Annotated in this window: 21 protein-coding genes and 1 riboswitch; of the genes, 15 read left to right on the top strand and 6 right to left on the bottom strand. The window is 68.1% G+C overall.

From position 1 onward, the window contains the following. Positions 1–11: 11 nt before the first annotated feature. The 10 genes from U5760_RS18455 to U5760_RS18410 all read left to right on the top strand — a co-directional run bounded on the left by U5760_RS18455 (position 12) and on the right by U5760_RS18410 (position 10557). Complete coding sequence (locus tag U5760_RS18455; RefSeq protein WP_322013726.1) at positions 12–293, top strand: MSMEG_0570 family nitrogen starvation response protein; 282 nt, start codon at positions 12–14, stop codon at positions 291–293. Between the two features lie 19 nt (positions 294–312). Continuing rightward, complete coding sequence (locus U5760_RS18450; RefSeq protein WP_322013725.1) at positions 313–1620, top strand: MSMEG_0569 family flavin-dependent oxidoreductase; 1308 nt, start codon at positions 313–315, stop codon at positions 1618–1620. After that, positions 1604–2473: a Pnap_2097 family protein gene (locus U5760_RS18445; protein ID WP_322013724.1), complete on the top strand. Its 870-nt coding sequence runs from the start codon at positions 1604–1606 to the stop codon at positions 2471–2473. Before U5760_RS18450 ends, U5760_RS18445 begins: the two co-directional genes overlap by 17 nt. After that, on the top strand, positions 2466–2756 hold the full coding sequence (locus U5760_RS18440) for a hypothetical protein (protein WP_322013723.1): 291 nt from the start codon (positions 2466–2468) through the stop codon (positions 2754–2756). Before U5760_RS18445 ends, U5760_RS18440 begins: the two co-directional genes overlap by 8 nt. A 5-nt stretch (positions 2757–2761) precedes the next feature. Continuing rightward, on the top strand, positions 2762–3598 hold the full coding sequence (locus tag U5760_RS18435) for an SH3 domain-containing protein (protein ID WP_322013885.1): 837 nt from the start codon (positions 2762–2764) through the stop codon (positions 3596–3598). 834 nt (positions 3599–4432) lie between these two features. Then, the gene (locus U5760_RS18430; protein WP_322013722.1) at positions 4433–4855 is read left to right on the top strand and encodes a hypothetical protein; all 423 of its coding nucleotides are present in this window, start codon (positions 4433–4435) and stop codon (positions 4853–4855) included. Between the two features lie 349 nt (positions 4856–5204). Continuing rightward, entirely contained in the window at positions 5205–5903 is a 699-nt protein-coding gene (locus tag U5760_RS18425; RefSeq protein ID WP_322013884.1) for a response regulator transcription factor, read from the top strand. 14 nt (positions 5904–5917) lie between these two features. Continuing rightward, positions 5918–7363, top strand: a complete 1446-nt coding sequence (locus U5760_RS18420) for a FecR domain-containing protein (RefSeq protein WP_415914134.1) — start codon at positions 5918–5920, stop codon at positions 7361–7363. 11 nt (positions 7364–7374) lie between these two features. Further along, entirely contained in the window at positions 7375–9786 is a 2412-nt protein-coding gene (locus U5760_RS18415) for a CHASE2 domain-containing protein (RefSeq protein WP_322013720.1), read from the top strand. A 135-nt stretch (positions 9787–9921) separates the two neighbouring features. Then, complete coding sequence (locus U5760_RS18410; RefSeq protein ID WP_322013719.1) at positions 9922–10557, top strand: DUF4136 domain-containing protein; 636 nt, start codon at positions 9922–9924, stop codon at positions 10555–10557. A gap of 7 nt (positions 10558–10564) precedes the next feature. Here U5760_RS18410 and bluB read toward each other — a convergent pair whose 3' ends face one another. From bluB to U5760_RS18390, 4 genes are all read right to left on the bottom strand, one after another. After that, positions 10565–11245, bottom strand: a complete 681-nt coding sequence (gene bluB / locus U5760_RS18405) for a 5,6-dimethylbenzimidazole synthase (protein ID WP_322013718.1) — start codon at positions 11243–11245, stop codon at positions 10565–10567. After that, positions 11229–12527, bottom strand: coding sequence for a cobyrinate a,c-diamide synthase (locus U5760_RS18400; protein WP_322013717.1), 1299 nt, complete (start codon positions 12525–12527; stop codon positions 11229–11231). Before U5760_RS18400 ends, bluB begins: the two co-directional genes overlap by 17 nt. A 5-nt stretch (positions 12528–12532) precedes the next feature. After that, on the bottom strand, positions 12533–13135 hold the full coding sequence (gene cobO / locus U5760_RS18395) for a cob(I)yrinic acid a,c-diamide adenosyltransferase (RefSeq protein WP_322013716.1): 603 nt from the start codon (positions 13133–13135) through the stop codon (positions 12533–12535). 64 nt (positions 13136–13199) lie between these two features. Next, positions 13200–13760 carry a cobalamin biosynthesis protein gene (locus tag U5760_RS18390; RefSeq protein ID WP_322013715.1) on the bottom strand — a complete coding sequence of 187 codons (561 nt, stop codon included), beginning with the start codon at positions 13758–13760 and terminating at the stop codon, positions 13200–13202. A 104-nt stretch (positions 13761–13864) separates the two neighbouring features. Then, a riboswitch (cobalamin riboswitch) is annotated at positions 13865–14130 on the top strand. A gap of 123 nt (positions 14131–14253) precedes the next feature. Here U5760_RS18390 and cobW point away from each other — a divergent pair. The 4 genes from cobW (at position 14254) to U5760_RS18370 (ending at position 20879) form a co-directional block, all read left to right on the top strand. After that, positions 14254–15336 (top strand): cobalamin biosynthesis protein CobW, encoded by a 1083-nt coding sequence (gene cobW / locus U5760_RS18385; RefSeq protein ID WP_322013714.1) that lies wholly within the window; start codon positions 14254–14256, stop codon positions 15334–15336. Between the two features lie 40 nt (positions 15337–15376). After that, entirely contained in the window at positions 15377–19168 is a 3792-nt protein-coding gene (gene cobN, locus U5760_RS18380; RefSeq protein WP_322013713.1) for a cobaltochelatase subunit CobN, read from the top strand. Beyond that, positions 19165–20199, top strand: a complete 1035-nt coding sequence (locus U5760_RS18375; RefSeq protein WP_322013712.1) for an ATP-binding protein — start codon at positions 19165–19167, stop codon at positions 20197–20199. Before cobN ends, U5760_RS18375 begins: the two co-directional genes overlap by 4 nt. A gap of 116 nt (positions 20200–20315) precedes the next feature. After that, positions 20316–20879, top strand: a complete 564-nt coding sequence (locus U5760_RS18370) for a vWA domain-containing protein (RefSeq protein ID WP_322013711.1) — start codon at positions 20316–20318, stop codon at positions 20877–20879. Here U5760_RS18370 and U5760_RS18365 read toward each other — a convergent pair. Next, positions 20868–21788 (bottom strand): flagellar brake protein, encoded by a 921-nt coding sequence (locus tag U5760_RS18365; protein WP_322013710.1) that lies wholly within the window; start codon positions 21786–21788, stop codon positions 20868–20870. The two genes, U5760_RS18370 and U5760_RS18365, sit on opposite strands and share 12 nt — an antisense overlap. Before the next feature lie 64 nt (positions 21789–21852). Continuing rightward, a complete protein-coding gene (locus U5760_RS18360; RefSeq protein WP_322013709.1) occupies positions 21853–22629 on the bottom strand; it encodes a hypothetical protein in 777 nt (258 codons plus the stop codon). 396 nt (positions 22630–23025) lie between these two features. Between U5760_RS18360 and U5760_RS18355 the strand changes: the two genes are divergently transcribed. After that, positions 23026–24585, top strand: a complete 1560-nt coding sequence (locus U5760_RS18355) for a methyl-accepting chemotaxis protein (RefSeq protein WP_322013708.1) — start codon at positions 23026–23028, stop codon at positions 24583–24585. The last annotated feature ends 24 nt before the right edge of the window (positions 24586–24609 follow it).

Here is a 24609-nt window from a genome sequence, read left to right as displayed (position 1 = left end):
GGAGCAAGACCATGCCTGTTACCCATTTCGTGGTGCGCTGGCCCGATGGCCGCGAAGAGCGCTGCTATTCCCCCTCGACGGTCGTGCGCGAGCATCTGCGCCCCGGCGCTTACCCGCTGGACCTTTTTCTCGCCAACGCGCACGCGGGGCTGTACGCCGCGTCCGAACGCGTGCGCGAGAAGTTCGGCTATGCCTGTTCGTCGGCGCTCGACCAGTGGGCGTCGATCGAGCGCGCCGCGCAGCCATTCCGTTCGCAACCGGCGGCCGAAGTGACCGTCGTGAGCGTCGATTGAAACCCGCAAGGAGATTTGCATGTCCACCCAGACGCTCGCGGCCAGCCGGCCGGTTTCCGAAGAGCATTTCAGCGTAGCGGTCATCGGCGGCGGCCAGGCCGGGCTGTCGATGAGCTACTACCTCAAGCAGCGCGGCATCGATCATGTCGTGCTCGAAAAGCGCAGCGTCGTGCACGCCTGGCGCGAGCAGCGCTGGGATGCGTTCTCGCTCGTCACGCCGAACTGGCAATGCGCATTGCCGGACTACCCGTACCGTGGCGACGATCCGCACGGCTTCATGAAGAAGGACGAGATCGTCGCGTGGCTGGACGGCTTCGTGCGTCACGTCGATGCACCGGTGCGCGAGGGCGTTGTCGTCACGCGCGTGACGCGACGCCCCAACGGCGGCTTTCTCGTGCAAACCAGTCAGGGTTCGTTGAGCGCCGATCAGGTGGTGATTGCCTCGGGCGGTTATCACACGCCGATCGTGCCGCGCATGGCCGAGCGCCTGCCCGCCTCGATCGTGCAGGTGCAATCGTCGGAGTATCGCAATGCGGCGGCGTTGCCGGCGGGCGCGGTGCTGGTGGTCGGCTCCGGACAGTCGGGCGCGCAGATCGCCGAGGATCTGCATCTCGCCGGGCGCAAGGTCGTGCTCGCGGTGGGCGAGGCGCCGCGTTGCGCCCGCTTTTATCGGGGGCGCGACGTGGTCGATTGGCTCGCCGACATGAAGTATTACGACATGCCGGTTGAAGAACATCCGCTGCGCGAAGGCGTGCGCGACAACACGAATCACTACGTCACCGGCCGCGACGGCGGACGCGATATCGATCTGCGCAAATTCGCGAGCGAAGGCATGGAGCTGTACGGTCTGCTCGAGGATCTCGCCGATGGCGCGTTGCGTTTCAAGGCCAACCTGCGCGCCAATCTGGACAGCGCCGACGAAACCTACAATCGCATCAACGCCTCGATCGATCGCTTCATCGCGCAGAACGGCGTCGAAGCGCCGCCCGGCGAACCGTACCGCCCGACGTGGGCGCCCGAGCGGGAGCGCACGTCGCTCGACCTCGCCACAAGCGGCATCGGCAGTATTGTCTGGTGCATAGGCTTTCGGCCCGACTTCAGCTGGATCGATCTGCCCGTCTTCAACGGGCGCGGCTACCCGGGGCACACGCGCGGCGTGACGGCGCAGGAGGGGCTCTATTTTCTCGGCCTGCCGTGGCTGCATACATGGGGCTCGGGGCGTTTCTCGGGCATCGCGCGCGACGCCGCGTATCTCGCAGAACGCGTGGCAGAACACGCGGCAGACCGCGCGGCCGCGCCGACGAGGCTCGATGCGCGCGCGGCGTGAGCGCGGGCGGGCACCCGCGGCTGTGCCATCGCGCACGCACTATGTGGCAGGCATGCCGGAGCTCGCGTTCGCCGGGCTGTCCGAGCAATGGCTTTTGCGCACCTGCGGACAGTTGCACTGGAACGCGTTGGCGGCATCCGCGCAACTCGGCGCACCGGACTTCTACGACGACGAAGGTCGCAAGGCTTATGCGGCGTTTACGGCGATTCGCGTGTGCGAGGCACGTCTGGAAGACGTGAGCGAGAACCAGCGCTTTGCAATCGAGGCGGACGTGAAGCGGATTGCCGGCGCGCGCCACTTCGGCCGGTTCCGCGTCTTCACCACCGAAAGCGCGGTGGCGAGCGTCGAGATGATGTCCACGTTCGTGCGGCGCGAGCAGGCTGGCGACAACCGTTCGGTTTGCCAGGCGATGTTCGCGGGCGCGCCGCCGTGCGCCGCGCCCGCCGCGGCGCTGGACCTGATCGCGCAGGCGAAGCGGCTGCGCGCGAACGACTGGATGCGGCACGGCCGTCTCGATCGCGTCGCGCACGCAGCGGAGCATGTGGTCGACTATCTGCCGTGCCCGTCGCTCGATTTCAACGGCGCGCATCTGCTGTATTTTGCGAGCTTCCAGTCGATGGTCGAGCGCGCCGAATGGCATTGGCGCTCCGCGCCGCAATCGGCGCCGCCCTTGCTCGTCGAGCGCGACATGGCGTTTTACGCCAACGCGAACGTCGGCGACCGGCTCACGCTGTCGTTCGGCGCGCGTCACGCGGGTCACGACGGCCTTTCGCACTGGTGCACGGTGTCGCGCGCCGCAGACGGCGTGCGCATCGCCGATATCGTCACGCACAAACGGTGGTCGCATGAATGACGCAGAGGCCGCTCGGCTCACGCGCTTGGCGGTCGGAGTGAATGGTTATCGGACGGAGCACACCGTGAAGAGCGAGCGACTCGACATCGCCGCCCGATCAGATGACGCTCGCCATCATGGAAATCCTGAACGAACCCGCCTGACGATTGTTGCAAAATCACAACGTTTTCGATTCGTCAGCGTAACTCAAACCTGTATGGTGATTCGTCGGGCCGTCACGGCCTGGAAGAAAGCGAATCATCCGGGTACGCAATCTGCTCTCCCGGATTGCACGAAGCCTTGACAAAAATGGGGGAGAAAATGCGTGAGCCGCAATCGATGCGTGCGCGGGCGTTGGCCGTCGCGGCGGTGCTGGCCTCCTTCGGGCTGGCGGCGCCGTCAGCCTTCGCGCAGGCACAGGCCTATACGAGCGAGCCGGTCGAACTCTACGCCGGCCCTTCCGCCGATTACCCCGTGGTGAGCGAAGTCGGACCCGGCGCGCCCGTCGAGGTGATGGGCTGCGTGAGCGACTACTCCTGGTGCGACGTGGCGCTGCCCGGCCTGCGCGGCTGGATCTACGCCGGTTATCTGACTTATCCCTACCAGGGCAGCAACGTGCCGATCGAAGGGTACGGCGCGGCCATCGGGCTGCCGGTCGTGACGTTCGCCATCGGCGCCTACTGGGGCAGTTTCTATCGCGACCGCCCCTGGTACGGCCAGCAGGAGCACTGGGCCCACGTGCCGCCGCCGGGCTACCGCGGACGGCCGCCGGGGCCCCCGCCGCCCGTGCATGGCGGGCCGCCGGGAGGCGGGCATCCGCCGCCACCGCCGCCGGGTGGTGGGGGCCGCCCGCCGCCTCCGGGTGGGCCAGGCGGCCCGCGTCCGCCGCAGCCCGAGGGGAATGTGGCGCGTCCGCCGGCGCCTGAACGTGCGCCCGCACCGCCTGCGGCCGGCGGTCGGCCGCAGGGACCGGCGCCGCAATACGGCGGGCGTCCGCCGGCACCGGAGCAGGGTTTCAACCGCCCGCCCGGCCCGCCGAACGGCGGCGGTGCGCGTTCGCCCGGACTGGCACCCGGCAATGCACGTCCCGAGCCGAGCCACGGTGGAGGCGAGGGCAACAACGGCCGCGGCGATTCGCGACAGTAGAACTAGCCGCATCTTTCGCCGCTTCTGCACGGGACCCGCAATCCGGGTCCCGTTTTCATGGGACGAGCCTGGGGTCATTTCATAGGGAATGCTTATCAATTGATCCGAAAAACCGTACTTGACCAGGATGCACATCGCCGATGCCTGGGCGCCGAAAAATCGCCTCGCCACGCTTCTTCACGCACACCTGACAGATTTAACAATCCCTGACAGTAAATTCTGTCGCTTGCGGCGACAATAAGTCATCGCGGCACAACGACGCCCAGACATTCGGTACGGGAAGTCCGGCTGCGCAATCCGACCACTTGCACGCGGCTTCGCGCGCAACGAAGGTCAGAGGTTTCTGCTACGGGGGTTGGCGTGGCCGGGATACGGCGGCATGCCAGCGTGAGAGAAGTCAGAGCGAACCGGAGTTCGCCGGATAACGCTGGAATAGCAGCGCTTTGTGGTGGGAGTGGCGATGGCGACGCCTCGTAATCGTCGTGCCCTGAGGGCGGCGGCGACTGGCAGGCAGACGTCGGGCGGTGATGTCGCTTGCGGGTCGTGCGTCGGTGCGGCGAACAACTGCGCTGGCGGACCTGTGCCGGGGGAGGGTACTGGGCCGCGCAGTTCAAGGCAAAGGCCTCGCCACTCATTTTTCGTGCGCCCGCATCGGGGCGCCACACCATCGATATTCATCGACATCGGTCGACACCCATCGAAACGATAAGGCGGGGCGGGACGACTCGGATCGTCCTCGCTCCATTGGCATTGAACGGACACGCAAGGCCGGCGCATCGGGATGATCCGGGCGGCTGGACGCCGGGATCAGCGCGGGTTCGCAAGCGAGGGCGCATGTTTTTTCGATTCGGCACTCTTCGGCTGCCGCCTGATTCACGGGTGGAAGGCGGCAGGCGCGGCTTGGGCCGGGTCGAACTGGACCCCGCGCGCGACCGGCATGCGCGCGCTGCCATGGAAGCCTACGCGGATTCCTGCGAGCCCGATATGCCTTGGCTCGCCGAAGCGCTGCGCGAGGCCCCGACGGCGCGCCCAGACCGGTTGACACATTGCTCGTCGACGGTGCTGCGCGTGTTCGTGATCGCGCAGGCCCGCGCCGCGGCGCAGCCCGATTACGCGCATGCGGCCTGGGAGCACGTGCGCGTGCAGTTGACGGCGCTGCTGGCGGGCATTGCCCCGCCGCAGACCGACATGGAAGCGGGCCCGGAGAGCGCGTACGCGCTCGAACCCCTCGCGGAGCCGGCGCGGCCGCTCCGGTGAGCGGCCCGTGACCCAGCGGCAGCCCTGCACGCCGCGTTGATCGGACTTGGGATTTTTCGACTACTATGAGCGAAATCCGATTCCAGAAAGCGAGCGCCGCATCGCTCTCCCATTCAATTCAAGACGAAGCGAGAGTCGCGGCCGGAGCGCGCCTGGCAAAGCCGGCGCGCAGGGAGTATTGGGAGGGACGCCCGGGGGCGCAAGGCCCGCGGACGCGTTCGCGCGACCGGCCAGGCAGCCGGAGGACCGACGGGCAGGGAGGCCGGCATGGACGCCGGTCCGAGGGCCGTGCGTGCGGCGAGCCAGTCTTTCCCGAAAAGATGAATAACGATCCTGGGTGCGGGGCATGATGAGAATTGCGGTACTGGACGACGATCCAGCTCAAACCGATTTTGTGTGTCAGACCTTGACGGCGGCGGGTCATGCCTGCCATGCGTTCGCCAAGGGTGGCGAGCTCGTGCGCCAGTTGCGGCGAGAGACGTTCGACCTGCTCGTGCTGGACTGGAACGTGCCGGACATGGCGGGCGACGAAGTCCTGCACTGGGTGCGACAGAGTCTTTCCATGCGGCTGCCGGTCCTGTTCATGACGAGCCGCAGCCGTGAAGCCGACATCGCGCTCATGCTCAACAGCGGCGCCGACGATTACGTGGTCAAGCCCGTTTCCGCGCCCGTGCTGCTCGCGCGCGTGGGCTCGCTGCTGCGCCGCGCCTACCAGCTTCATGCGCCCGCGCTGAAGGAAGTCTTCGGCGAATACGAATTCGATCTGAAGTCGCGCCAGGTATCCGTGAGCGGCCGGCAGGTCGCGCTCACGCAAAAGGAATTCGATCTCGCGCTGCTGCTGTTCCAGCATCTGAGCCGGCCGCTTTCGCGCGCGCACATTCTCGACGTGATCTGGAAGCAGTCCGACGATATTCCGTCGCGGACCATGGACACCCACGTCTCGATGCTGCGTTCGAAGCTCGGGCTGCGCCCCGAGAACGGTTACCGTCTGACGCCGATCTACGGCTACGGCTACCGCCTCGAACGCATCGAAGGGGACGCCGCGTGAGCATCGACCGTTCGATGCGACCCGCCCAGCCCCGGCGGGCCGCGCGTGCACCACGAGTCGCCGCGTCCGGCGCCCGTTCCACGCACTGGATCGGCGCGCTGATCTGCGGGGCCTTCGTGGCGATGCCGGCCGCGCAGGCCCACGAGGCACCGCACGCGCATGGGCACGGTGCCGCGCCCGGCGCCACGATCACCTACGTGACCCGCGCGGGCGACTCGCTCTACAACATCGCCGGCCGCTACCTGAGCGATCCGTCCGACTGGGCCCAGCTGGCCCGCCTCAACCAGGTGAGCGCGCCCCGCCATCTGCAGCCCGGCATGGCGTTGCGCGTGCCCGTCGCGCTGCTGCGCCAGGACGGTCTGGCCGCAAAGGTGATCGCCACCACCGGGCCCGCTACGCACGCGTTTCGCGACCAACCGTCGCTGCCGCTCGTCGTGGGATCGAACCTCGTCGAGGGCGACCGCGTGCAGACCGGCAAGGACGGCTTCGCCACGCTCGAACTGGCCGACGGCACCCATCTGATCATCCCGCCCGAGACCTCGCTCGAACTGGGCACGCTGCGCCAGACCGTGCTCACCGGCACGACCGATCGCATCGTCAATCTGAAGCAGGGCGAGGTGGACAGCGAAGTCACGCATGCCACGCGCAAGGACGACCGCTTCCAGATCCGCTCGCCTTCCGTGGTCGCCGGGGTGCGCGGCACGAGCTTTCGCGTGAACTATGACGGCGGCAACGGCGCGACGGCCGTCGAAGTGCTGGAGGGCGCCGTGGGCGTCGATGCGGCGCACGGCGGCGCAGGCGCGCCCGCGCCGGGCACGCCGCTCGCGGCGTCGAGCGAGCTCGTCGCCGCGCGTCACGGCAGCCTGACAGCGGCGGGCGGCGCGGTCGGCACGCCGGTGGCGCTGCTCGACGCGCCCGACCTCACGAATCCCGGCAAGGTGCAGGACGACGCCAGCGTCGCTTTCGACATTGCGCCGGTTCAGGCCGCGCGCGGCTACCGCGTGCAGATCGGGCGCGACGCGGGCCTGCTCGACATGATCCGCGACCTGCGCAGCGACTCCGCCCACGCGGATGCCGGCGCGCTGCCCGACGGCACCTACTTCGCGCGCATCACCGCGATCGATCAGAACGGCCTCGAAGGCATGCCCAGCACCTACGCCTTCGAGCGCCGCCGTCTCGCGCTCGGCACCTCGGCGGGGCGGCTCGACGGTACGCGCAACTACGCGTTCCGCTGGTTCGTCGACCGCAACGCGGCCAACATGCATTTCCGCTTCGTGCTGGCCGCCGGGCCGGATCTGCGCGTGCCGCTCGTCGACCGCACGGACATCGCGGACGGCGAAGTCGTGGTCAGCGACCTGCCCAAGGGCGTGTACTACTGGACGGTGATCGCCGAGCAGTTCGAGAACGGCCGCTACTACCAGAAGGCCAGTCCGGTCCAGTCGTTCCGGCTCGACTGGTGACGGCACCCGTCATGAGCGTCAAGCCGCGTCTGCGCCTTGGCCGCTCGGTCGGGCGCCGCTTCCTGTTCGAGTGGGCGGGCGTGGGCTGCGCGGGCCTCGCGGTCGCGCTGCTGGCCGTGGTGTGGCACTGGACCGCGGGCGCCGATCATCTGGTCTACGACCGCTTTCTCGCTGCGCGCGCGCATCCGGTCTCGTCCGATATCGTGATCGTCGAGATCGACAACGCGAGCGTCGCCGCGCTCGGGCGCTGGCCCTGGCCGCGCAGCGTCCACGCGCGGCTCGTCGATCAGCTCGCGAAGGCGGGCGCGGCCGCGGTGGTGTACGACGTGCTCTTCACCGAACCCTCCGACGACGACGCGCGTTTCGCGCAGGCGCTCGCGGCGCGGCCCACCTATCTGCCGATCCTGCTCACGCCCGAGGACGAAGCCGGCCATCGCCAGGCCGTGCTGCCCGTGGCGCCGCTGGCGCAAGCGGTGGCGGGCCTCGGCCACATCAATCTCGAAGTGGACAGCGACGGTATCGTGCGCAGCGTCGCGCTCTTCGAAGGCGACGCGCACCAGCGCTGGCCGCAGCTCATGGTGCCGGTCTGGCGCGCGGTGCGCCAGGGGCAGGTCGTGCTCGCGGACGGCGCGCCGAAAGGCATGCGCGGCCCCGACCTGACGCGCGCGGGCGGCCCGGGCGGCGAGGCGCGCTTTCTGATTCCGTTCAGCCCGGCCGCGCAGACCTATCGCAAGGTGTCGTTCGACGACGTGCTGGAAGGCCGCGTGCCGCCCGAAGTGCTGCGCGGGCACGTGGTGCTGGTGGGCGTGACGGCCTCCGGCCTCTACGACCGTTTCGCCACGCCGCTTTCAGGCACGCTCGGCCCGCTGCCGGGCGTCTACATCCACGCCAACATTCTCGACACGCTGCTTTCGGGCACCGCCATCGAACCCGCTTCGACGCTCTGGTGCGTGCTGGCCACGCTCGTGCCGCTCGCGCTGGTGCTGGCGGGTCTTCTGGTGCTCTCGCCGTGGCGGGCGCTGCTGCTTTCGGCGGCGCTCGGCGCGGCGTCGTTCGTCGCGAGCGCCGCGCTCCTGTACGGCGCGCGCGTGTGGCTGAGCCCCGTGCCCGCCGTGGTCGTGCTGCTGGTGGTCTATCCCGTGTGGAGCTGGCGCCGGCTGGAAATGACGATGGCGTATCTGCGCAAGGAGTTGCGCCAGCTGGCCGACGAACCCTACCTGCTGCCCGAGGCGTCCAGTGCGGGCCGCGAGTACGGCGGCGACGCGCTCGCGCAGCAGATGGCGCTGATGGCGCAGGCCGCGCAGCGCTTGCAGGACATGCGCCGCTTCGTGTGGGACAGCCTCGATTCGGTGCCGGAGCCGATCCTCGTCGCCGATCTGCGCGGCCTCGTGCTGATCGCCAACCATGCGGCGCGCGAGTCGTTCGCGCGGCTCGGCATCGGCACGGCCGAAGGGCGGCCGATGGCGGACGTGTTCGGCGGCTTCACGCTCGTCAAGCCGATCGACCCAAGTCCCGAGGCGGCGACCTTCGCCCACGCGCACTGGCCCGCGCCGCTCGATCCGGCGCGCGACGAGTACGCCGCGCTCATGGAGCGGGGCCTCGAAGTGCGCTCGGGCGACGGCAGCGACTACCTGCTGCGCTACGCGCGCTGCACGAACGCCCAGGGGCAGGCGGTGGGCTGGATCGCGGGTCTCGTCGACGTGACCGCGCTGCACGACGCCGAACGCCAGCGCGAGAACGCGCTGCGGCTGCTCTCGCACGACATGCGCTCGCCGCAGGCGTCGATCGTCGCGCTGGTGGAGACCGAGCGCGAGCGCGGCACGCTGGACACCGCGCCCGTGCGCGACGTGATGGACCGGATCGAGCGCTACGCGCGGCGCGCGCTCACGCTCGCGGACGACTTCGTGCAACTGGCGCGCGCCGAATCGCAGGTGTATGCGCTCGAACCGACGAGCCTCGCGGAGCTCGTGATCGATGCCAGCGACGAAGTCTGGCCGCAAGCGCACGCGAAACGCATCCAGATCGAGACCGTCTTCGAAGACGACCAGATGGGCTGGATCAGCGCCGACCGCTCGCTGATGACGCGCGCGTTGGTAAATATTCTTAACAATGCTGTCAAATACAGCCCACCCGATACCCGAATTGTCTGTACTATCGGGGGCGCGGCGCCGACAGCGCAACACGTGGTCTGCTCGATACGCGACGAAGGCTACGGCATCGACCCGGCCGACCAGGCGAAGCTCTTCGAGCCGTTCCGGCGTTTTCACGCCGGGCAGCGGCCGGAAGTGACCGGGGTGGGGTTGGGCATGGCTTTCGTGAAGACCGTCGTGACGCGTCATGGCGGCGACGTCGAGGTCGAGAGCGAGCCCGGACGGGGCACGACGCTGACCCTGTCGCTCCCGGCGCTGGACGTGCCGGCCTGAGCGTCCGCCGGCTGCCTACGCCGGTTGCTAACACCGGTTGTTAATGCCGGTTATCGGCCTCCGGGCGCCGCGCCCCTGATCCCGCGAGCCGCGAGCCGTCGAAGACGGCTGCCCGCAAGTCCGATGGAGTTTCCCGTGAAGATCCCGTTGACGATCTGCACTTTTCTGATGCTAGGCGCGCTGACCGGCTGCGCAGGCGTGACGGCCGACGTGGACGCACGCGGCGCCTTGCCCGACGCTAACCAGCACACCGTGGCCTATCGTTTCGCGCCCACGCCGGTGCAGGCCGAGGCCGGCGCCAGCGCCAATCCGCCCTATGAAACCTTGCTGCGCGATGGTCTTGCGAAGCGCGGCTTCGTGGAGGGCCAGCCGCAGGCGGCGGCCTACCTCGTTTCGGCGGCGTGGTCCACGCGCCCGGCCAACGTAACCGTCGCGACGAGCGACTGCAAGGATGCGTGTGCGGCGTCGGCCGGAGCCTCGTTTCCGTGGTTCGGGCGGCCCTATGTCCACACGCTCACGCTGCGCTTTTTCGCGTTGCCCGACGGCACCGAGGCATACCGCGTGAACGTCGTGAAGCGCGATCGCGACGCCGACGCACAGGCGGCGCTGCCGTATCTCGTGGCAGGCGCGCTAGCCCGGCTGCCCTATGCGGGGGCGCCGCAATGGCGCGTGAAGTTGCGCGAGGCCGGTGAAACGGGCGGAAGCGGCGCGGCAGCAATGGGCGCGATGCCCGAAGTCGTTTCGGTGAAGGCCGTCACGCCGGCGCAGTGATTCGCCGTCAGGCGCGCGGCGCGCCCGGCTGCTCTTCTTCGGCCGGCGGCTGCGGCCAGCGGTTTTCGTAGAGGCACTCGGCCAGCGCGCGGCGCTTTGCCCACGCCTCCATCTCCAGCATCGGCTGCGGATAGAACTCGTCGACCTGACCGAGGCAAAGTATCGCCACGGGCTTCGCGCCCGCCGGCATGGCGAGCAGCGCGTGCACCTCGTCCACGTCGAAGATCGATACCCAGCCCATGCCCAGCCCCTCCGCGCGGGCCGCGAGCCACATGTTCTGGATCGCGCAGGCCACCGAAGCGAGGTCCATCTCCGGCAGCGTACGCCGGCCGAAGACGTGCGGCTCACGGCGGTCCATCAGCGCGACCACCAGCAGCTCGCCGCATTCGCGCATGCCTTCCACCTTCAGCTTCATGAACTCGTCGCGGCGTTTGCCCAGCGCGTCGGCGGTGGCGAGCCGCTCGCGCTCCACCGCCGCGTGCAGTTGCTCGCGCAACGTTGCATCGGTGATGCGCAGGATGCGCCACGGCTGCATGAAGCCCACGCTCGGCGCGTGATGCGCGGCGTCGAGCAGGCGCGCGAGCGCGGCCGGATCGACGGGGCCAGGCACGAAGTGCCGCATGTCGCGCCGTTCGTAGATCGCGCGGTAGACCGCCGCGCGCTCGGCTTCGTCAAAGGGCTGTGCCATGAAAAAGTGCGGCCGTGAAAGCGGGGTTGGAAGGCCAGTAGGCGTGCATATAGGTGGCGACGACCGGGCCGTGGCGGTAGAGCGGTTCGCCCGGCGCGCCGGTGTTTGCGTGGCGCGCGACGAGCGCGGGGGCGAGCGGCGTGCTCACGCGCGAATAGTGGAACGTGTGGCCCGTGAGCGTGCCGTGCGTGCCGCTGATCTGCTGCATGCCGAGCGCCGCAAAGCGCTTTTGCATGACGGCCTCGCCGGGCAGCAGCCCGAGCATGGGGGTGCGTGTGCCTGCGGTGTCGGTCAGGGCGTCGAGCAGCCAGAGCATGCCGCCGCATTCGGCGACGAGCGGCTTGCCGGCTTCCACGTGTGCGCGCAGGGCGGCCGCGCTCTGTGCGCTGCGCGCGAGCGCGGCCGCATGCAGTTCGGGGTAGCCGCCGGGCAGCCAGATCGCGTCGGCGTGGGCCGGGGCCTCGTTGCCGAGCGGCGAAAAGTACGCGATCCGCGCACCCAGCGCTTCGAGCAGCGCCACATTCGCCGGGTAGATGAACGAGAAGGCCGCGTCGCGCGCAATGGCGATCTGCTTGCCGTCGAGCAGACGGGGCAGCGGCGGCGCCTCGGGCACCGTTGCGAATTCCACGGGCGGCGGCAGTTCCGCGAGCGCGGTGTCGAGCAGCGCGTCGGCGGCGTGTTCGATGCGCGCGTCGAGATCGGCGATCTCGCTTGCCTGGTGCAGCCCGAGATGGCGGCCGGGCAATTCGAGCAGCGCATCGCTCGCCACGTGACCGAGCCAGCGGAGGTCGGCCGGCAACGCCTCCTGCAGCATCTGCGCATGCCGCGCCGAGCCCACGCGGTTGGCCAGCACGCCATGAAACGGCACCTCGGGCCGAAAGCGCGCGAGCCCGAATGCGAGCGCGCCGAAGGTCTGCGCCATCGACTTCGCCGAGATCGCCGCGGCCACCGGCACGCCGAACGCGACGGCAAGATCGGCGCTGCTGGGCGTGCCGTCATAGAGGCCCATCACCCCTTCGATCAGGATCAGGTCGGCTTCTTGCGCGGCCTGCGCGAGCAGCTTGCGGCAGCCGTCTTCGCCGACCATCCACAGATCGAGCGAGAGGACCGGCGCGCCGCTCGCCTGCGCGAGGATCATCGGGTCGAGAAAGTCGGGGCCGGTCTTGAAGACGCGCACGCGCCGCCCCGCCCGGCGATGCAGGCGCGCAAGGCCCGCGGTGAGCGTGGTCTTGCCCTGGCCCGAAGCGGGCGCGCTGATGAAGAGCGCGGGACACGCAACCATGAGCCTTAGAACTCCACGCCCTTTTGCGCCTTCACGCCTTGCTCGCGATACGGATGCTTCACGAGGCGCATTTCGGTCACGAGGTCGGCGGCTTCGATCAGCGCATCGGGCGCGTGGCGCCCCGTCACGACCACGTGTTGCTGCGGGCCGCGCGCAGTGAGCACGGCGAGCACTTCGTCGAGGCCCAGGTATTCGTACTTGAGCACGGTGTTCAGTTCGTCGAGGATCACCATGCCGTACTCGCCGCTTTCGATCATGCGCTTCGCCTCGTCCCAGCCCTTGCGCGCGGTGGCGATGTCGGCGTCACGGTTCTGGGTGTTCCAGGTGTAGCCGTCGCCCATCGTCACGAAGTCGCAGTGCGCGACGGTGCTCAGGAAATCGCGTTCGGCCGTGTGCAGCGCGCCCTTGATGAACTGCACGACGCCAAGCTTCATGCCGTGGCCGAGCACGCGCACGGCCATGCCGAATGCCGCCGTGCTCTTGCCTTTGCCGTTGCCGGTGTTGACGATCAGCAGGCCCTTTTCGACGGTGGCGGCAGCCTGTTTTTTCTCGTGGCCTTCACGGCGGCGTTGCGTCATGCGCTGATGCGAATCGGGATCGGTTTTCATGGCGTGGTGAGTGATGAGGTTCTGTTCCGCGATGCGGGTCTGATGCGCCGGATGGGCTGATATCTCAGCGCGCGGCGTAGATAGCCGCATTATCGTTCGGGCGCCCCAGCGCGATTGCGACCGTCACGCCGTCGAGCGCGAGCTTGCCGCGCAAGAGCGGACCGCCGCCGGAGGCGAGGCGCGCGCACGGTTCGCAGACACCTTCCACGCCGAAGTGCGCGAGCGCCGCGGCGGAAGGCGCGGTTTGCGTGGGCACGGCGGCAAGCGCATCGCGCGCATACGCATGGAGCGGCAGACCGTGCGCGTCGCAAAACTGGCGCAGGGCCGGCTCGTTCGCCTTGGCGTCGAGGGTTCCCACGGCCGTCACGCGCGCGAGCGGCGTGCCGTCGAGCGCGGCCTGCACGGCACGTTCGATCTGCGCGAGCGTCACGCCGCGGCGGCAGCCTATGCCGAGCACGAGCGGCTCGTCCTCCGTCGCGCCGGACGAACCGGACGCAGACGATGGCGCATGGGACTGGCTTGCGGATGGGGCGGAATTCACGGTGAGCGCGTCGGAAAGCAGCAGCGGGCGAGGCGGCGCGGGCTCGAGCCTGAGCGCGCGGCGGATGCGCGCATACGATAGCACACGGTTTTTCGCGTTCGGGCAGCGGCGCGGCGCGCCCAGGGGTAAACAACGGCGCGGCACGGCGGCACTCAGGCCCCTTCCTTGACGCGCCTGCGGCCCGCGCCTACACTCGCACGCACTCTGGTGCTCGCGCGCGCGTTCCTTGCGCGCGCAGTTAAACGGGAATCAGGGAGCCATCCCCGCCTGCGGCATGGCCAACCTGAACTGCACCCGCAACGGTACAACGAACGCATCGCGCCGATCTTCCGGTCGGGCGATGCAATCCGCTTCGAGGCATGCCACTGTGCGGCCGGTCCTGCCGGACCGCCGCGCGGGAAGGCGAAGCGGAGTTTCGTCAGTCCGGATACCGGCCAGATACGAAGGATGCGCGCTGCGGGGATGCGGCGCCCATTCCACGATTGTCCATGCGTGCAGCCGGGCCCGCGTCCGTGCTGGTCACTGCCGTCCGGCTCCGCATACACGTCCGCGGCCTCTGGCGCCGAAGGAGCACCTCATGCAAATGCGCAAGATCCCCGTCACCATCGTTACCGGCTTTCTCGGCAGCGGCAAGACCACGCTGCTGCGTCACATTCTTCAGCACGCGGGCGGCTTGCGCGTCGCGGTGATCGTCAACGAATTCGGCGAGCTCGGCATCGACGGCGAGATCCTGCGCGGCTGCGGTATCGGCTGCGACGAAGAGGGCAACGAACAGGAAGGCCAGCTCTACGAACTCGCCAACGGGTGCCTGTGCTGCACCGTGCAGGAAGAGTTCTTCCCGGTGATGGAGCAACTGCTCGAACGCCGCGGCGAAATCGATCACATCCTGATCGAAACCTCGGGTCTCGCGCTGCCCAAGCCGCTCGTGCAGGCGTTCAACTGGCCGTCGATCCGCAACGCCTTCACGGTCGATGCGGTAGTGACGGTGGTGGACGGCCCCGCCGCGGCGAGCGGCCAGTTCGCGCAAGACCCGCAGGCCGTGGACGAACAGCGCAAGGCCGATCCGAATCTCGATCACGAATCGCCGCTGCACGAACTGTTCGAAGACCAGCTTGCGTCCGCCGATCTCGTGATCCTCAACAAGACCGACCTGATCGAGACGGCCGCGCAGGACGCGCTTATCGAAGAACTGCGCGAAGAACTGCCGCCGCAGGTGAAGATCGTGCGCGCGCAGCACGGCAAGCTCGATCTGCACACGCTGCTCGGGCTCGAATCGGCTTCGGAAGAGGGCATCCATCTGCGCCACGATCATCACGGCTCGGCCGACGACCCCGACCATCACCACGACGAATTCGATTCGGTGGTCGTGACGGCGAACGTCGCTTCGCGCGAAGGGGCGATCGAAGCGCTGCAACGGCTCGTGGATACCCACACGATCTATCGCGTGAAGGGTTTCGCGGCGCTGCCGGGCGCGCCGATGCGCCTCGTCATCCAGGGCGTGGGCCGCCGCTTCGACAGCTACTTCGACCGCCGCTGGAACGCGCAGGAAGCCGCTGCGCAACCGCTCGCGAGCCGCTTCGTGCTGATCGGCGAAGATCTCGACGCCGAGCTGCTGCAACGCGCATTCGAAGCGGCGCTCGCGCCTTCCGCGCTGGCCTGATGGCCGCGCCCGCGCGCTAGCGCTCCACGAGCCGCCTGCCATGCATCTTTTGCGCACCACGCCCGGTGGTTTCGTCGACGACACCGCCGGCGTGATCCGCATCGACCAGCAGCCCGCCGAGATCGTCATTCTCAGCTCCGCCGATACGACGCTCGCCCTGCTCGCGAGCGTCGTACCGCGCCTGCCCGCCGGATTCCCGAGCGTGCGGCTCGCGAACGTGACGTATCTGCGCCAGCCGGCCTCGGTGGACTTCTATGTCGACGACGTGCTCCAGCATGCGCGCGTGGTCGTGGTCGATCATCTGGGCGGCGAGGCGTACTGGCCATACGGCATCGAGCAGGCGGTGGCGCTGGCCGAGCGCCGCAACCAGATGCTCGCGATGTTTTCGGGCGATCTGCAGGAAGACCCGAACCTCACGGCGAAGAGCCGCGTCGAGCCCGAATTTTGCCGCCTGCTGTGGCGCTATCTGCGTGAAGGCGGCGCGGCGAATGCCGAAGGTTTTCTGCGCGCGCTCGCGTGGCGCGCGTTCGAATGGGGCAGCGAACCGGCGCCGCCCGTGGCGCTGCCTGCTGCCGCGCTTTATCACCCGTCGCGCGACATCGCCACGATCGACGACTGGCGCGCGCGCTGGCAGCCGGCGGCGCCCGTCGTTGCGCTGCTGTTCTACAAGGCGCATCTGCAGGCCGCGAACACGGCGGCCTTCGACGCCCTGATCGAAGCGTTGAGCGCGCGCGGCATGAATCCGCTGCCGCTTGCCGTCACCTCGCTCAAGGACGCGCTGAGCCGCGATGTCATCGACCAGCTGTGCGCCGCGCACGACGTCGCGCTCGTGCTGAACACCACGGCTTTCGCGGCGTCCTCGCTCGACGATCCCGCGCCGCTCGCGCTGGCGGGCGATGCACCGGTGCTCCAGGTGATCCTGAGCGGCGGCAACCGCGAAGACTGGGTGAAGGACAATCACGGCCTCAATTCGCGCGATATCGCCATGCACGTCGCGCTGCCCGAAGTGGACGGCCGCGTGATTACGCGCGCGATCAGCTTCAAGGGGCTCGCGTATCACTGCAAGGCAACCCAGGTCGATGTCGTGCGCTATCAGCCCGACGCGGAGCGCGTGGCCTTCGTGGCCGAACTGAGCCGCCGCTGGTGCCGTTTGCGCCGGCTGCCGAACGCGGAGAAGAAGCTCGCACTCGTGCTCGCGAACTATCCGATGAGCGAAGGGCGCATCGGCAACGGCGTCGGGCTCGATACGCCGGCTTCGGTGGTCGGCATTCTGCGGATGTTGCGGGATATTGGCTACCGCGTGGCCGATGTGCCCGACGACGGCGAAGCGCTGATGGCGCGATTGACCGAGGGCGTGACCAACGACCCGGATACGCGCGCGTTGCGGCCCGCCTGGCAGAGCCTCGCGCTCGAGGACTACCGGCGCGCGTTCTCGCAACTGCCCGCTGCTGCGCAGAACGCGCTCATCGCGCGCTGGGGCGCGCCCGAGCAGGACCCTACGGTGCGCCGCGGCCGCTTCATGATCGCGGGCTGGCGCTGCGGCCAGGTGTTCGTGGGGATCCAGCCGTCGCGCTCGCGCGGCGACAACACCTACGCGAACTATCACGACGCCGAACTCGTGCCGCCCCACGCGTACCTCGCGTTCTACTTCTGGCTGCGCGAGACCTTCGGCATCGACGCGATCGCGCACGTGGGCAAGCACGGCAACCTCGAATGGCTGCCCGGCAAGAGCGTCGCGCTCGCCGACACCTGCTGGCCCGACATGGCGCTCGGCCCTCTGCCGCACCTTTATCCGTTCATCGTGAACGATCCCGGCGAAGGCAGCCAGGCCAAGCGTCGCGCGCAGGCCGTGATCATCGACCATTTGATGCCGCCGCTCACGCGCGCCGAAAACTATGGCCCTCTCCAGGATCTCGAACGCCAGGTCGATGAGTATTACGAAGCATTGATGGTCGACCCGCGCCGCGCGAAGCTGCTGCGCCGGACCATTCTGGAGACGATCGTCGAGCACCGGCTGCATGAAGAGCTGAGCATGCCGGCGCCACAGGACCAAGAGACGGAAGACGCGTTGCTCACGCGTGCCGATGCCTACCTGTGCGAGCTGAAAGAGGCGCAGATTCGCGACGGACTGCATACCTTCGGCATCTCGCCGCAAGGAACGCAGCGGCGCGACACGCTGCTCGCGTTGGGCCGCTATCCCTATGGCGACGGACAGGGCGCCAACGCGGGGCTGATCGATGCGCTCGCGCGCGATTTGGGCATCGATCATCTGCTCGATGCCGCGACCGTCGATTGGGCCGCGCCGTGGACCGGGCCGCGTCCGGCCATGCTCGACGCCGTGAGCGATGCGCCCTGGCGCCATGCGGGCGACGCGCGCGAGCGGCTGGAGGGGCTGGCGGGTTCGCTGGTTGCCAGGGTGTGCGAAGGATCTGACGTCGATTGCGATCTGTCGTTACCCCATGCGTTCAAAGTGCTCGGACGACTGCGCGACGACGTGCTGCCTCGCCTCGACGCCTGTGGCGAAGAAGAGCTGCGCCAGTTCCGCCGCGCCCTGGAAGGCCGCTTCGTGCCGCCGGGCCCGAGCGGTTCGCCCTCGCGCGGTCGCCCCGACGTGCTGCCCACGGGCCGCAACTTCTATTCGATCGATACGCGTGCGGTGCCCACCCAGGCGGCCTGGTCGCTCGGCATGAAGTCGGCGCAGCAGTTGATCGAGCGGCATTTGCAGGACCACGGCGATTATCCGCGCGCCGTGGGGCTTTCGGTGTGGGGCACGGCCACCATGCGCACGGGCGGCGAGGACATCGCCCAGGCGCTCGCGCTGCTCGGCGTGCGGCCGAAGTGGGCGGCGGGCAGTCAGCGCGTGATCGACTTCGAAATCATGCCGGTGGAGGCGCTCGACCGGCCGCGCATCGACGTGACGCTGCGCGTTTCCGGCTTCTTTCGCGACGCGTTTCCGAACGTCATGCATCTGTTCGACGCGGCGGTCCAGGCCGTGGCGGACCTCGACGAACCGCTGCATCAGAACCTGTTGCGCGCGCGCGTGCTGCGCGAGCGCGACGCGCTCGTCGAACGCGGCGAGGACGCCGCCGAGGCACGCCGCCGCGCGGGCTGGCGCGTTTTCAGCGCGCGCCCCGGCCATTACGGCGCGGGCTTGCAGGACCTGATCGATCAGCGCCAGTGGCAGACCGACGCCGATCTGGCCGAGGCCTATCAAGCGTGGGGCGGCTACGCCTATGCGCAGAATAGCGCCGGCGACGAGGCGCGCGCGGCATTCGGCGAACGCCTCGCGGCCATCGACGTGGTGCTGCAGAACCAGGACAATCGCGAGCACGATCTGCTCGACTCGAACGACTACTACCAGTTCCAGGGCGGCATGGCCGCGGCCGCGCGACACTTCTCGCGCGCGCAGCCGAGCCTGTATCACGCGGACCACAGCAACCCCGCTGCGCCGGCCATCCGTCCGCTGGGCGAAGAGATCGCGCGCGTGATCCGCTCGCGCGTGGTGAACCCGAAATGGATCGACGGCGTGAAGCGCCACGGCTACAAGGGCGCGGCGGAGATGGCGGCGACCGTCGATTACCTGTTCGGCTACGACGCCACGGCGCGCGTGGTGGGCGACCATCAGTACGCGCTCGTCGCTTCGGCCTACGTTCACGACGACGCCACGCGCGCTTTCCTCGAACGGCACAATCCGCACGCGCTGCATGCCATCTGCGAACGCCTGCTGGAAGCGATCCAGCGCGGACTGTGGCAACAGCCGGGCGAGCATCGCGCACAACTCGAACAACGCCTGCTCGAAGCCGGGCAGACACTCGAAGGATCCGGACCATGAGCGAAGCGGCTTCACGCCCTGCGTTTCCCTTTACTGCGCTGGTGGGGCAGACGCCGTTGCAGCAGGCACTGCTGCTCGCGGCCGTCGATCCGGCAATTGGCGGCGTGCTCGTGAGCGGCCCGCGCGGCACGGCGAAATCGACGGCGGCCCGCGCGCTGGCCGTGTTGTTGCCCGATGGCGCGTTCGTGACGCTGCCGCTTTCGGCGAGCGAAGAGAAGCTGGTGGGATCGCTCGATCTGGAGGCCGCGCTGCGCGAGAGTGCCGTGCGCTTTTCGCCCGGGCTGCTCGCGAAGGCACACCGCGGCGTGCTTTACGTCGATGAAGTGAACCTGCTGCCGGACGCGCTGGTGGACATGCTGCTCGATGCCGCGGCCAGCGGCAGCAACACGGTCGAGCGCGACGGCATTTCGCATACGCACGACGCACGCTTCGTGCTGGTGGGCACGATGAATCCCGAGGAAGGGGAGTTGCGCCCGCAACTGCTCGACCGCTTTGGCTTGATGGTCGAGCTTCAGAACGCCTACGATGCGCGCGAGCGGCAGCAGATCGTCAAGGCGCGGCTGGCCTTCGACGCGGATCCGCACGCGTTTTGTACCACACACGAGGCGGCGCAGCGCGGGCTTGCCGCCCGACTGCGCACTGCGCGCGAGCGCGTGAGCACTCTCGTGGCCGGTGACGCCGTACACGAACGCGTGGCGGCGCTATGCATCGAAGCTGCGGTCGATGGCCTGCGTGCGGATATCGTGATGCTGCGCACCGCGCGCGCGCTGGCCGCATTCGAAGGAGCGGGCGAGGTGAGCGCGGCACACGTCGACCGGGTGGCCGAAGCTGTGCTCGCGCACCGGCGCCGTGCGGTTCAGGAGCCCGCGCTCCGCAATCCAACAGATGCGGGACACGCTCCAACGCGCGAAAACAGTTCGCATTCCAAAGCAGAGGAAAGCGCAGAAACCGGGTGGGGCGAGCTTGCGCCTGAGCCGGTTGCGGCAACCAGCGTGAAGGGTGTGATCCCGCTGCCTTCAAAAAAACGCTGACCCGTCGGGCAAGGGCCGCCGCCTCGACACAGGGCGGCGCCCGGCGGCGTGATGGCCCGGGCCGCGCGGCACGCGACGGCGGCGAGGGCGCACGCATTGCGTGGCCGCCCACGTTCATGGCCAAACGAAGCGAACGCCTGCATGCCGATCATCTGCGTTACGCGCGCCGCAAGACGGGCACAGGGGTGCTGCACTGCTTCGTGCTGGACTGTTCGGCCTCGATGCTGGCGCGCGGCCAACTGGCGCTGGCCAAGGGCCTGCTTGCCGCGCTCTTCGATCGCGCGCGCAACGACCGTGTCGAGGTGGCGCTGATCGCCTTCGGCGGCGCCCGTGCCGAGTTGCGTTTCGGCCCGGCCGTGCCGCGCTGGTGGAACGAACGCTGGCTCGCGCCCATCGGTGCGGGCGGAGGAACGCCGCTTGCAGCGGGTGTGGAAGCCGCGGCGCGCGTGCTTCAGTCCTCCGCGCGCCGTGATCTGGCCCGGCACCGTCATCTGTGGCTGCTCACCGACGGGCGCAGTACGCAGTGGCCCGCACGCCCGCGTCATGCGGATCACGTCACGGTGGTCGATTTCGAAACGGCGGCCGTGCGACTCGGCCGCTGCGCAGCACTAGCGCAGGCGTGGGAGGCGCAATGCATCGACGCCCACGCGCTCCTCGATCGCGAGGCGTCAGCGCATTGAACCCGTCCAGTAGAGCACGTCGTCCTGGCGGTCGAACACATAGACCTTCATCGCCATTTGCTCGGTGGCGCTGAGCTGATCGAGTTCGAGCCCGAGCGTGGTGGGCGAATCGGGACCTGCTTCGTGCTGCACGTTGCGGATCACGGCGCTGGTTTCGATGGGGGTCACCACGTCGCCCGAGCGCAGGCTGAACGCGATGCGCAGCCGCTCGCCCACCTGGCCCACGGCCCACGCCGCCGTAATGGAGAGCCCGAGCGCGCTGATGCCGCGGGCCAGCGCGATGCCCTCGTAGCCCGTACCGCTCTCGCCGAGCCCGTAACGCACCGGAATGCGCGCGCGCACGCGGATCGACTTGCGCTCGCGCAGCCGTCGGATCGCGCCAGGCTTCGAAAGCACGAGGTATTCGACGGGCGACTGGCAGATCGTCTCGACCGAGCAGACGAAGCGGAAGACGGCCTGGCTCGCAATCGCAACGATATCGACGTTCTCGCCCGGCATGAGAGGGACCATGCGGCCATCGACATGCGGCGGCGTGACGAACAGCATTTCGTTGGGTGCGAAACCAATCAGGCGGCAGGGATGCATCGGGCCGCTGCTGCCGCCCATCTGCGCACGCAGGCCCATGAGCGCGCCCAGTGTGAGATGCATGTCGCGGGCAGACGCGAGCGCTCCCGCGTTGCCCGCGCCGGCTGCTTCCTGCGGCGCATCGGGCGCTTGCTGGTCGCCGCGATGGGGGGCGAAGTGTTCGAAGAGGAAATCGCGTTCCGCTTCGTTCACGAGGATAACGCCGCGATCGAGCAGCAGGGTGCCGTCGCGATCGATCACGGGCCAGGCGAGCGGCTGGCCTGGCGGCAGCGCCTCGGGCGTGAGCGGGGTAGCGTGCGTGGTAGTGTCTTCGGCAGGTGTCATCGGCGCGCTCCGGATAAACATCAGGATCTCTACGTTTACGGCAAAGAGTAGGAAAAATCCAGATCTATTCTACGGGGTCCGTTGCCGGAATATGCATCCGATAGAACGATAGTGCCTGCAGTGCCAATGCACAGAGCATCGCGATGCCATATGCGATGAGCATATTCAGTCGTATCAACGTGAGGCTCAGCACATAGAAGAATGCGGCGAAGCTGAGGAGTCCCGCTACCATGCCGCGCATCACCTGTTGTGCTGCCGCGGGGCCGGCCATGCGATGCGCGAAGATCACGAGAATGATCGCCATGAACGGAAAGGAAGCGAGCACGCCGCTCACGCGTGGCCCGACATAGGGGGCGATCAGCGTCACGCCTACCACGAGGCAGGCGATGAGCGCCATGCGGGCGGGCAGATCCCAGCGCGGCGCTGCGAGGATGCCGGTCCTCGCTGTATTCCGGGGCATGAGGCCGAGCGCGAGCGCAATGGCCAGAATCGCAACGAGAAAGAGGCCGGTTTGCTGTAGCGCGCTCCATTGCAGCAATGCGGCTACGCCCGTAAACGTTGCGCATGCACCGATCAGGGCGTGTGGCCACCCGAAGGGTGCAAGCCGGCAATAGACGAAGCAGAAGGCCGCCTGGGCCACGGTAGCGACCAGCGATCCCGCAGTGGCTTGCGCGGCGAATGCGGGGCCGTGTTCGAGCGCGAGAAACACGGAGATCGGTCCGGAGGTGAGGGGCAGGCCGACCAGCAGGCCACCGATCGTTTCGCCCCAGCGGCGGCTGGCGAGCGTTGCGGCCAATAGCAGGAGCGGGGTGACGACGAGTTTGAAAACGAGCAGGTCCATGACGGGCGATGCTACGCGGAAATTGTCAACTGCGTTGGCAGCGATGCTGTTGCGGAAGCTTGCTTCAAGCAAAGTATATTTCGGATTGCCAGGGATTGATGAGCTATGTGAGGAAGCGTTCGCATACCCCAGTCGCATTCCGGCTCAATCCTCTGATGATTGAGGCCCTTTCGGCCTTCGTCACGCCTTTATGAAAATCGTGTGACGTCCGGCTCGATTCTTCGTGCCCCGGCCCAACCCTGGTCGGCCTTTCCCCAATATTTTCGTACTCAGGGAACGCGCTGCCGCGCCGTTAACCAGTGGGGGCCGCCACCGTCGCGCATTCATCGCAGCGGGCGCGGTCGAACACGTGGCCCGGCAATCGGGCCGGTACTGGCTGGCGATGGAGAAGATGGCGTGGACCGGATGAGTTTGAACACCAAACTGTGGCTCGCACTTTTGATTACCTGGCTCGGCCTGCTGGGTCTGGGCGGCTGGGCTGCGTGGCAGTCGCGCACGACCATGCTCTCGGAGCGCAAGGCGGCCGTGCAGAACGTGGTGGAAACCGCGTACGGCATCGTGGCCGACTACGCGAAACAGGTCGATCAGCACGAACTCACGATCGACCAGGCGAAGCAGCAGGCCATGGCGCGCCTCGCGGCCATGCGCTACCCCGGCAACGGCTACATGATCATCACGACGGCCACGCCCGTTGTCATCATGCATCCCACGCTGGCCGACCTGCGCAACAAGGACGTTTCGCACTACGCCGACACCGACGGCAAGCTGCTCTTCGTCGAGATGGTCAAGCTCGCGCAGGCGCAAGGCCAGGGCTTCGTCGATTACATGGCGAGGTTGCCCGGCAACGACGACCACGTGCCCAAGATCAGCTTCGTCAAACGCTTCGACGCGTGGGACTGGTATCTGATTTCGGGCGTGTACGTAAACGACATCAATGCCGCCTTTCGCGCCAATCTGCTGCGCTATCTGCTCACGATCCTCGTGATCGGCAGCTTCAGCACGATTGCGCTCGTGCTGATCATCCGCAACGTGAAGCGCAGCCTGGGCGGCGAGCCGGCCTACGCGGCGCAGGTGGCGGAGACGATTGCGGACGGCAATCTCTCGCATCCCGTCGAACTCGCCCGCGACGACCAGCAGAGCATGCTGTTCGCGATGCAGCGCATGCAGGGGCGTCTGGCCGATGCGATCCGGCGCATACGCGGCGGTACCGAGACCATCACGGTCGCAGCCGAACAGATGGCGGCCGGCAATCTCGATCTATCGGCGCGGACCGAACAGCAGGCCGCGTCGCTCGGCGAAACGGCGGCGAGCATGGAGCAGCTCACGGCGACCGTCAAGCAGAACGCCGATAACGCGCTGAAAGCGAACCAGATGGCCCAGGGCGCTTCGCAACTGGCAGGCGAGGGCGGCGCCGTGGTCGGGCGCGTGGTCACGACCATGCAGGACATTGCGGCGAGTTCCACGCGCGTGGTCGACATCATCGCCGTGATCGAGAGCATCGCGTTTCAGACCAATATCCTCGCGTTGAATGCTGCGGTCGAAGCGGCGCGCGCCGGAGAAGAGGGGCGCGGCTTCGCGGTGGTCGCGGGCGAAGTGCGCAATCTCGCGCGCCGCAGCGCGGATGCCGCGAAGGAGATCAAGAGCCTGATCGAAGAGTCGGTGGCGCGCGTGGACGAGGGCAAGGATCTCGTGGAAAACGCGGGCGGCACGATGCAGTCGCTCGTGGACGCCGTGAAGCGCGTGACCGACATCATCAGCGAGATCTCGGCCGCGTCCGAAGAGCAGAGCCGCGGCATCGAGCAGGTCAACATCGCGATTGCGCAGATGGATCAGACTACCCAGCAAAACGCGGCGATGGTGGAAGAGGCGGCCGCCGCGGCGCAGTCGATGCAGGAGCAGGCGCAACTGCTGCGCGACGTCGTCAACACGTTCCGCCTGCGCGATACGGCCGCCTGACGATGCCCGGTCCGGCGGCCGGCG

Origin of the sequence: Paraburkholderia sp. J12 (assembly GCF_905220215.1) — a bacterium.
In the GTDB taxonomy this organism is placed as follows: Bacteria; Pseudomonadota; Gammaproteobacteria; order Burkholderiales; family Burkholderiaceae; genus Paraburkholderia.
This window is presented reverse-complemented; position numbering and strand designations above follow the sequence as displayed.

Coding starts and splice junctions, on each gene's coding strand:
- cobO (WP_322013716.1), bottom strand. CDS start 13,135: ATGAAAACCGATCCCGATTCGCATCAGCGCATGACGCAACGCCGCCGT.
- U5760_RS18435 (WP_322013885.1), top strand. CDS start 2,762: ATGGGGGAGAAAATGCGTGAGCCGCAATCGATGCGTGCGCGGGCGTTG.
- U5760_RS18450 (WP_322013725.1), top strand. CDS start 313: ATGTCCACCCAGACGCTCGCGGCCAGCCGGCCGGTTTCCGAAGAGCAT.
- U5760_RS18370 (WP_322013711.1), top strand. CDS start 20,316: ATGGCCAAACGAAGCGAACGCCTGCATGCCGATCATCTGCGTTACGCG.
- U5760_RS18420 (WP_415914134.1), top strand. CDS start 5,918: ATGCGACCCGCCCAGCCCCGGCGGGCCGCGCGTGCACCACGAGTCGCC.
- cobW (WP_322013714.1), top strand. CDS start 14,254: ATGCAAATGCGCAAGATCCCCGTCACCATCGTTACCGGCTTTCTCGGC.
- U5760_RS18415 (WP_322013720.1), top strand. CDS start 7,375: ATGAGCGTCAAGCCGCGTCTGCGCCTTGGCCGCTCGGTCGGGCGCCGC.
- cobN (WP_322013713.1), top strand. CDS start 15,377: ATGCATCTTTTGCGCACCACGCCCGGTGGTTTCGTCGACGACACCGCC.
- U5760_RS18360 (WP_322013709.1), bottom strand. CDS start 22,629: ATGGACCTGCTCGTTTTCAAACTCGTCGTCACCCCGCTCCTGCTATTG.
- U5760_RS18375 (WP_322013712.1), top strand. CDS start 19,165: ATGAGCGAAGCGGCTTCACGCCCTGCGTTTCCCTTTACTGCGCTGGTG.
- U5760_RS18455 (WP_322013726.1), top strand. CDS start 12: ATGCCTGTTACCCATTTCGTGGTGCGCTGGCCCGATGGCCGCGAAGAG.
- U5760_RS18430 (WP_322013722.1), top strand. CDS start 4,433: ATGTTTTTTCGATTCGGCACTCTTCGGCTGCCGCCTGATTCACGGGTG.
- bluB (WP_322013718.1), bottom strand. CDS start 11,245: ATGGCACAGCCCTTTGACGAAGCCGAGCGCGCGGCGGTCTACCGCGCG.
- U5760_RS18440 (WP_322013723.1), top strand. CDS start 2,466: ATGAATGACGCAGAGGCCGCTCGGCTCACGCGCTTGGCGGTCGGAGTG.
- U5760_RS18365 (WP_322013710.1), bottom strand. CDS start 21,788: ATGACACCTGCCGAAGACACTACCACGCACGCTACCCCGCTCACGCCC.
- U5760_RS18400 (WP_322013717.1), bottom strand. CDS start 12,527: ATGGTTGCGTGTCCCGCGCTCTTCATCAGCGCGCCCGCTTCGGGCCAG.
- U5760_RS18425 (WP_322013884.1), top strand. CDS start 5,205: ATGAGAATTGCGGTACTGGACGACGATCCAGCTCAAACCGATTTTGTG.
- U5760_RS18445 (WP_322013724.1), top strand. CDS start 1,604: ATGCGCGCGCGGCGTGAGCGCGGGCGGGCACCCGCGGCTGTGCCATCG.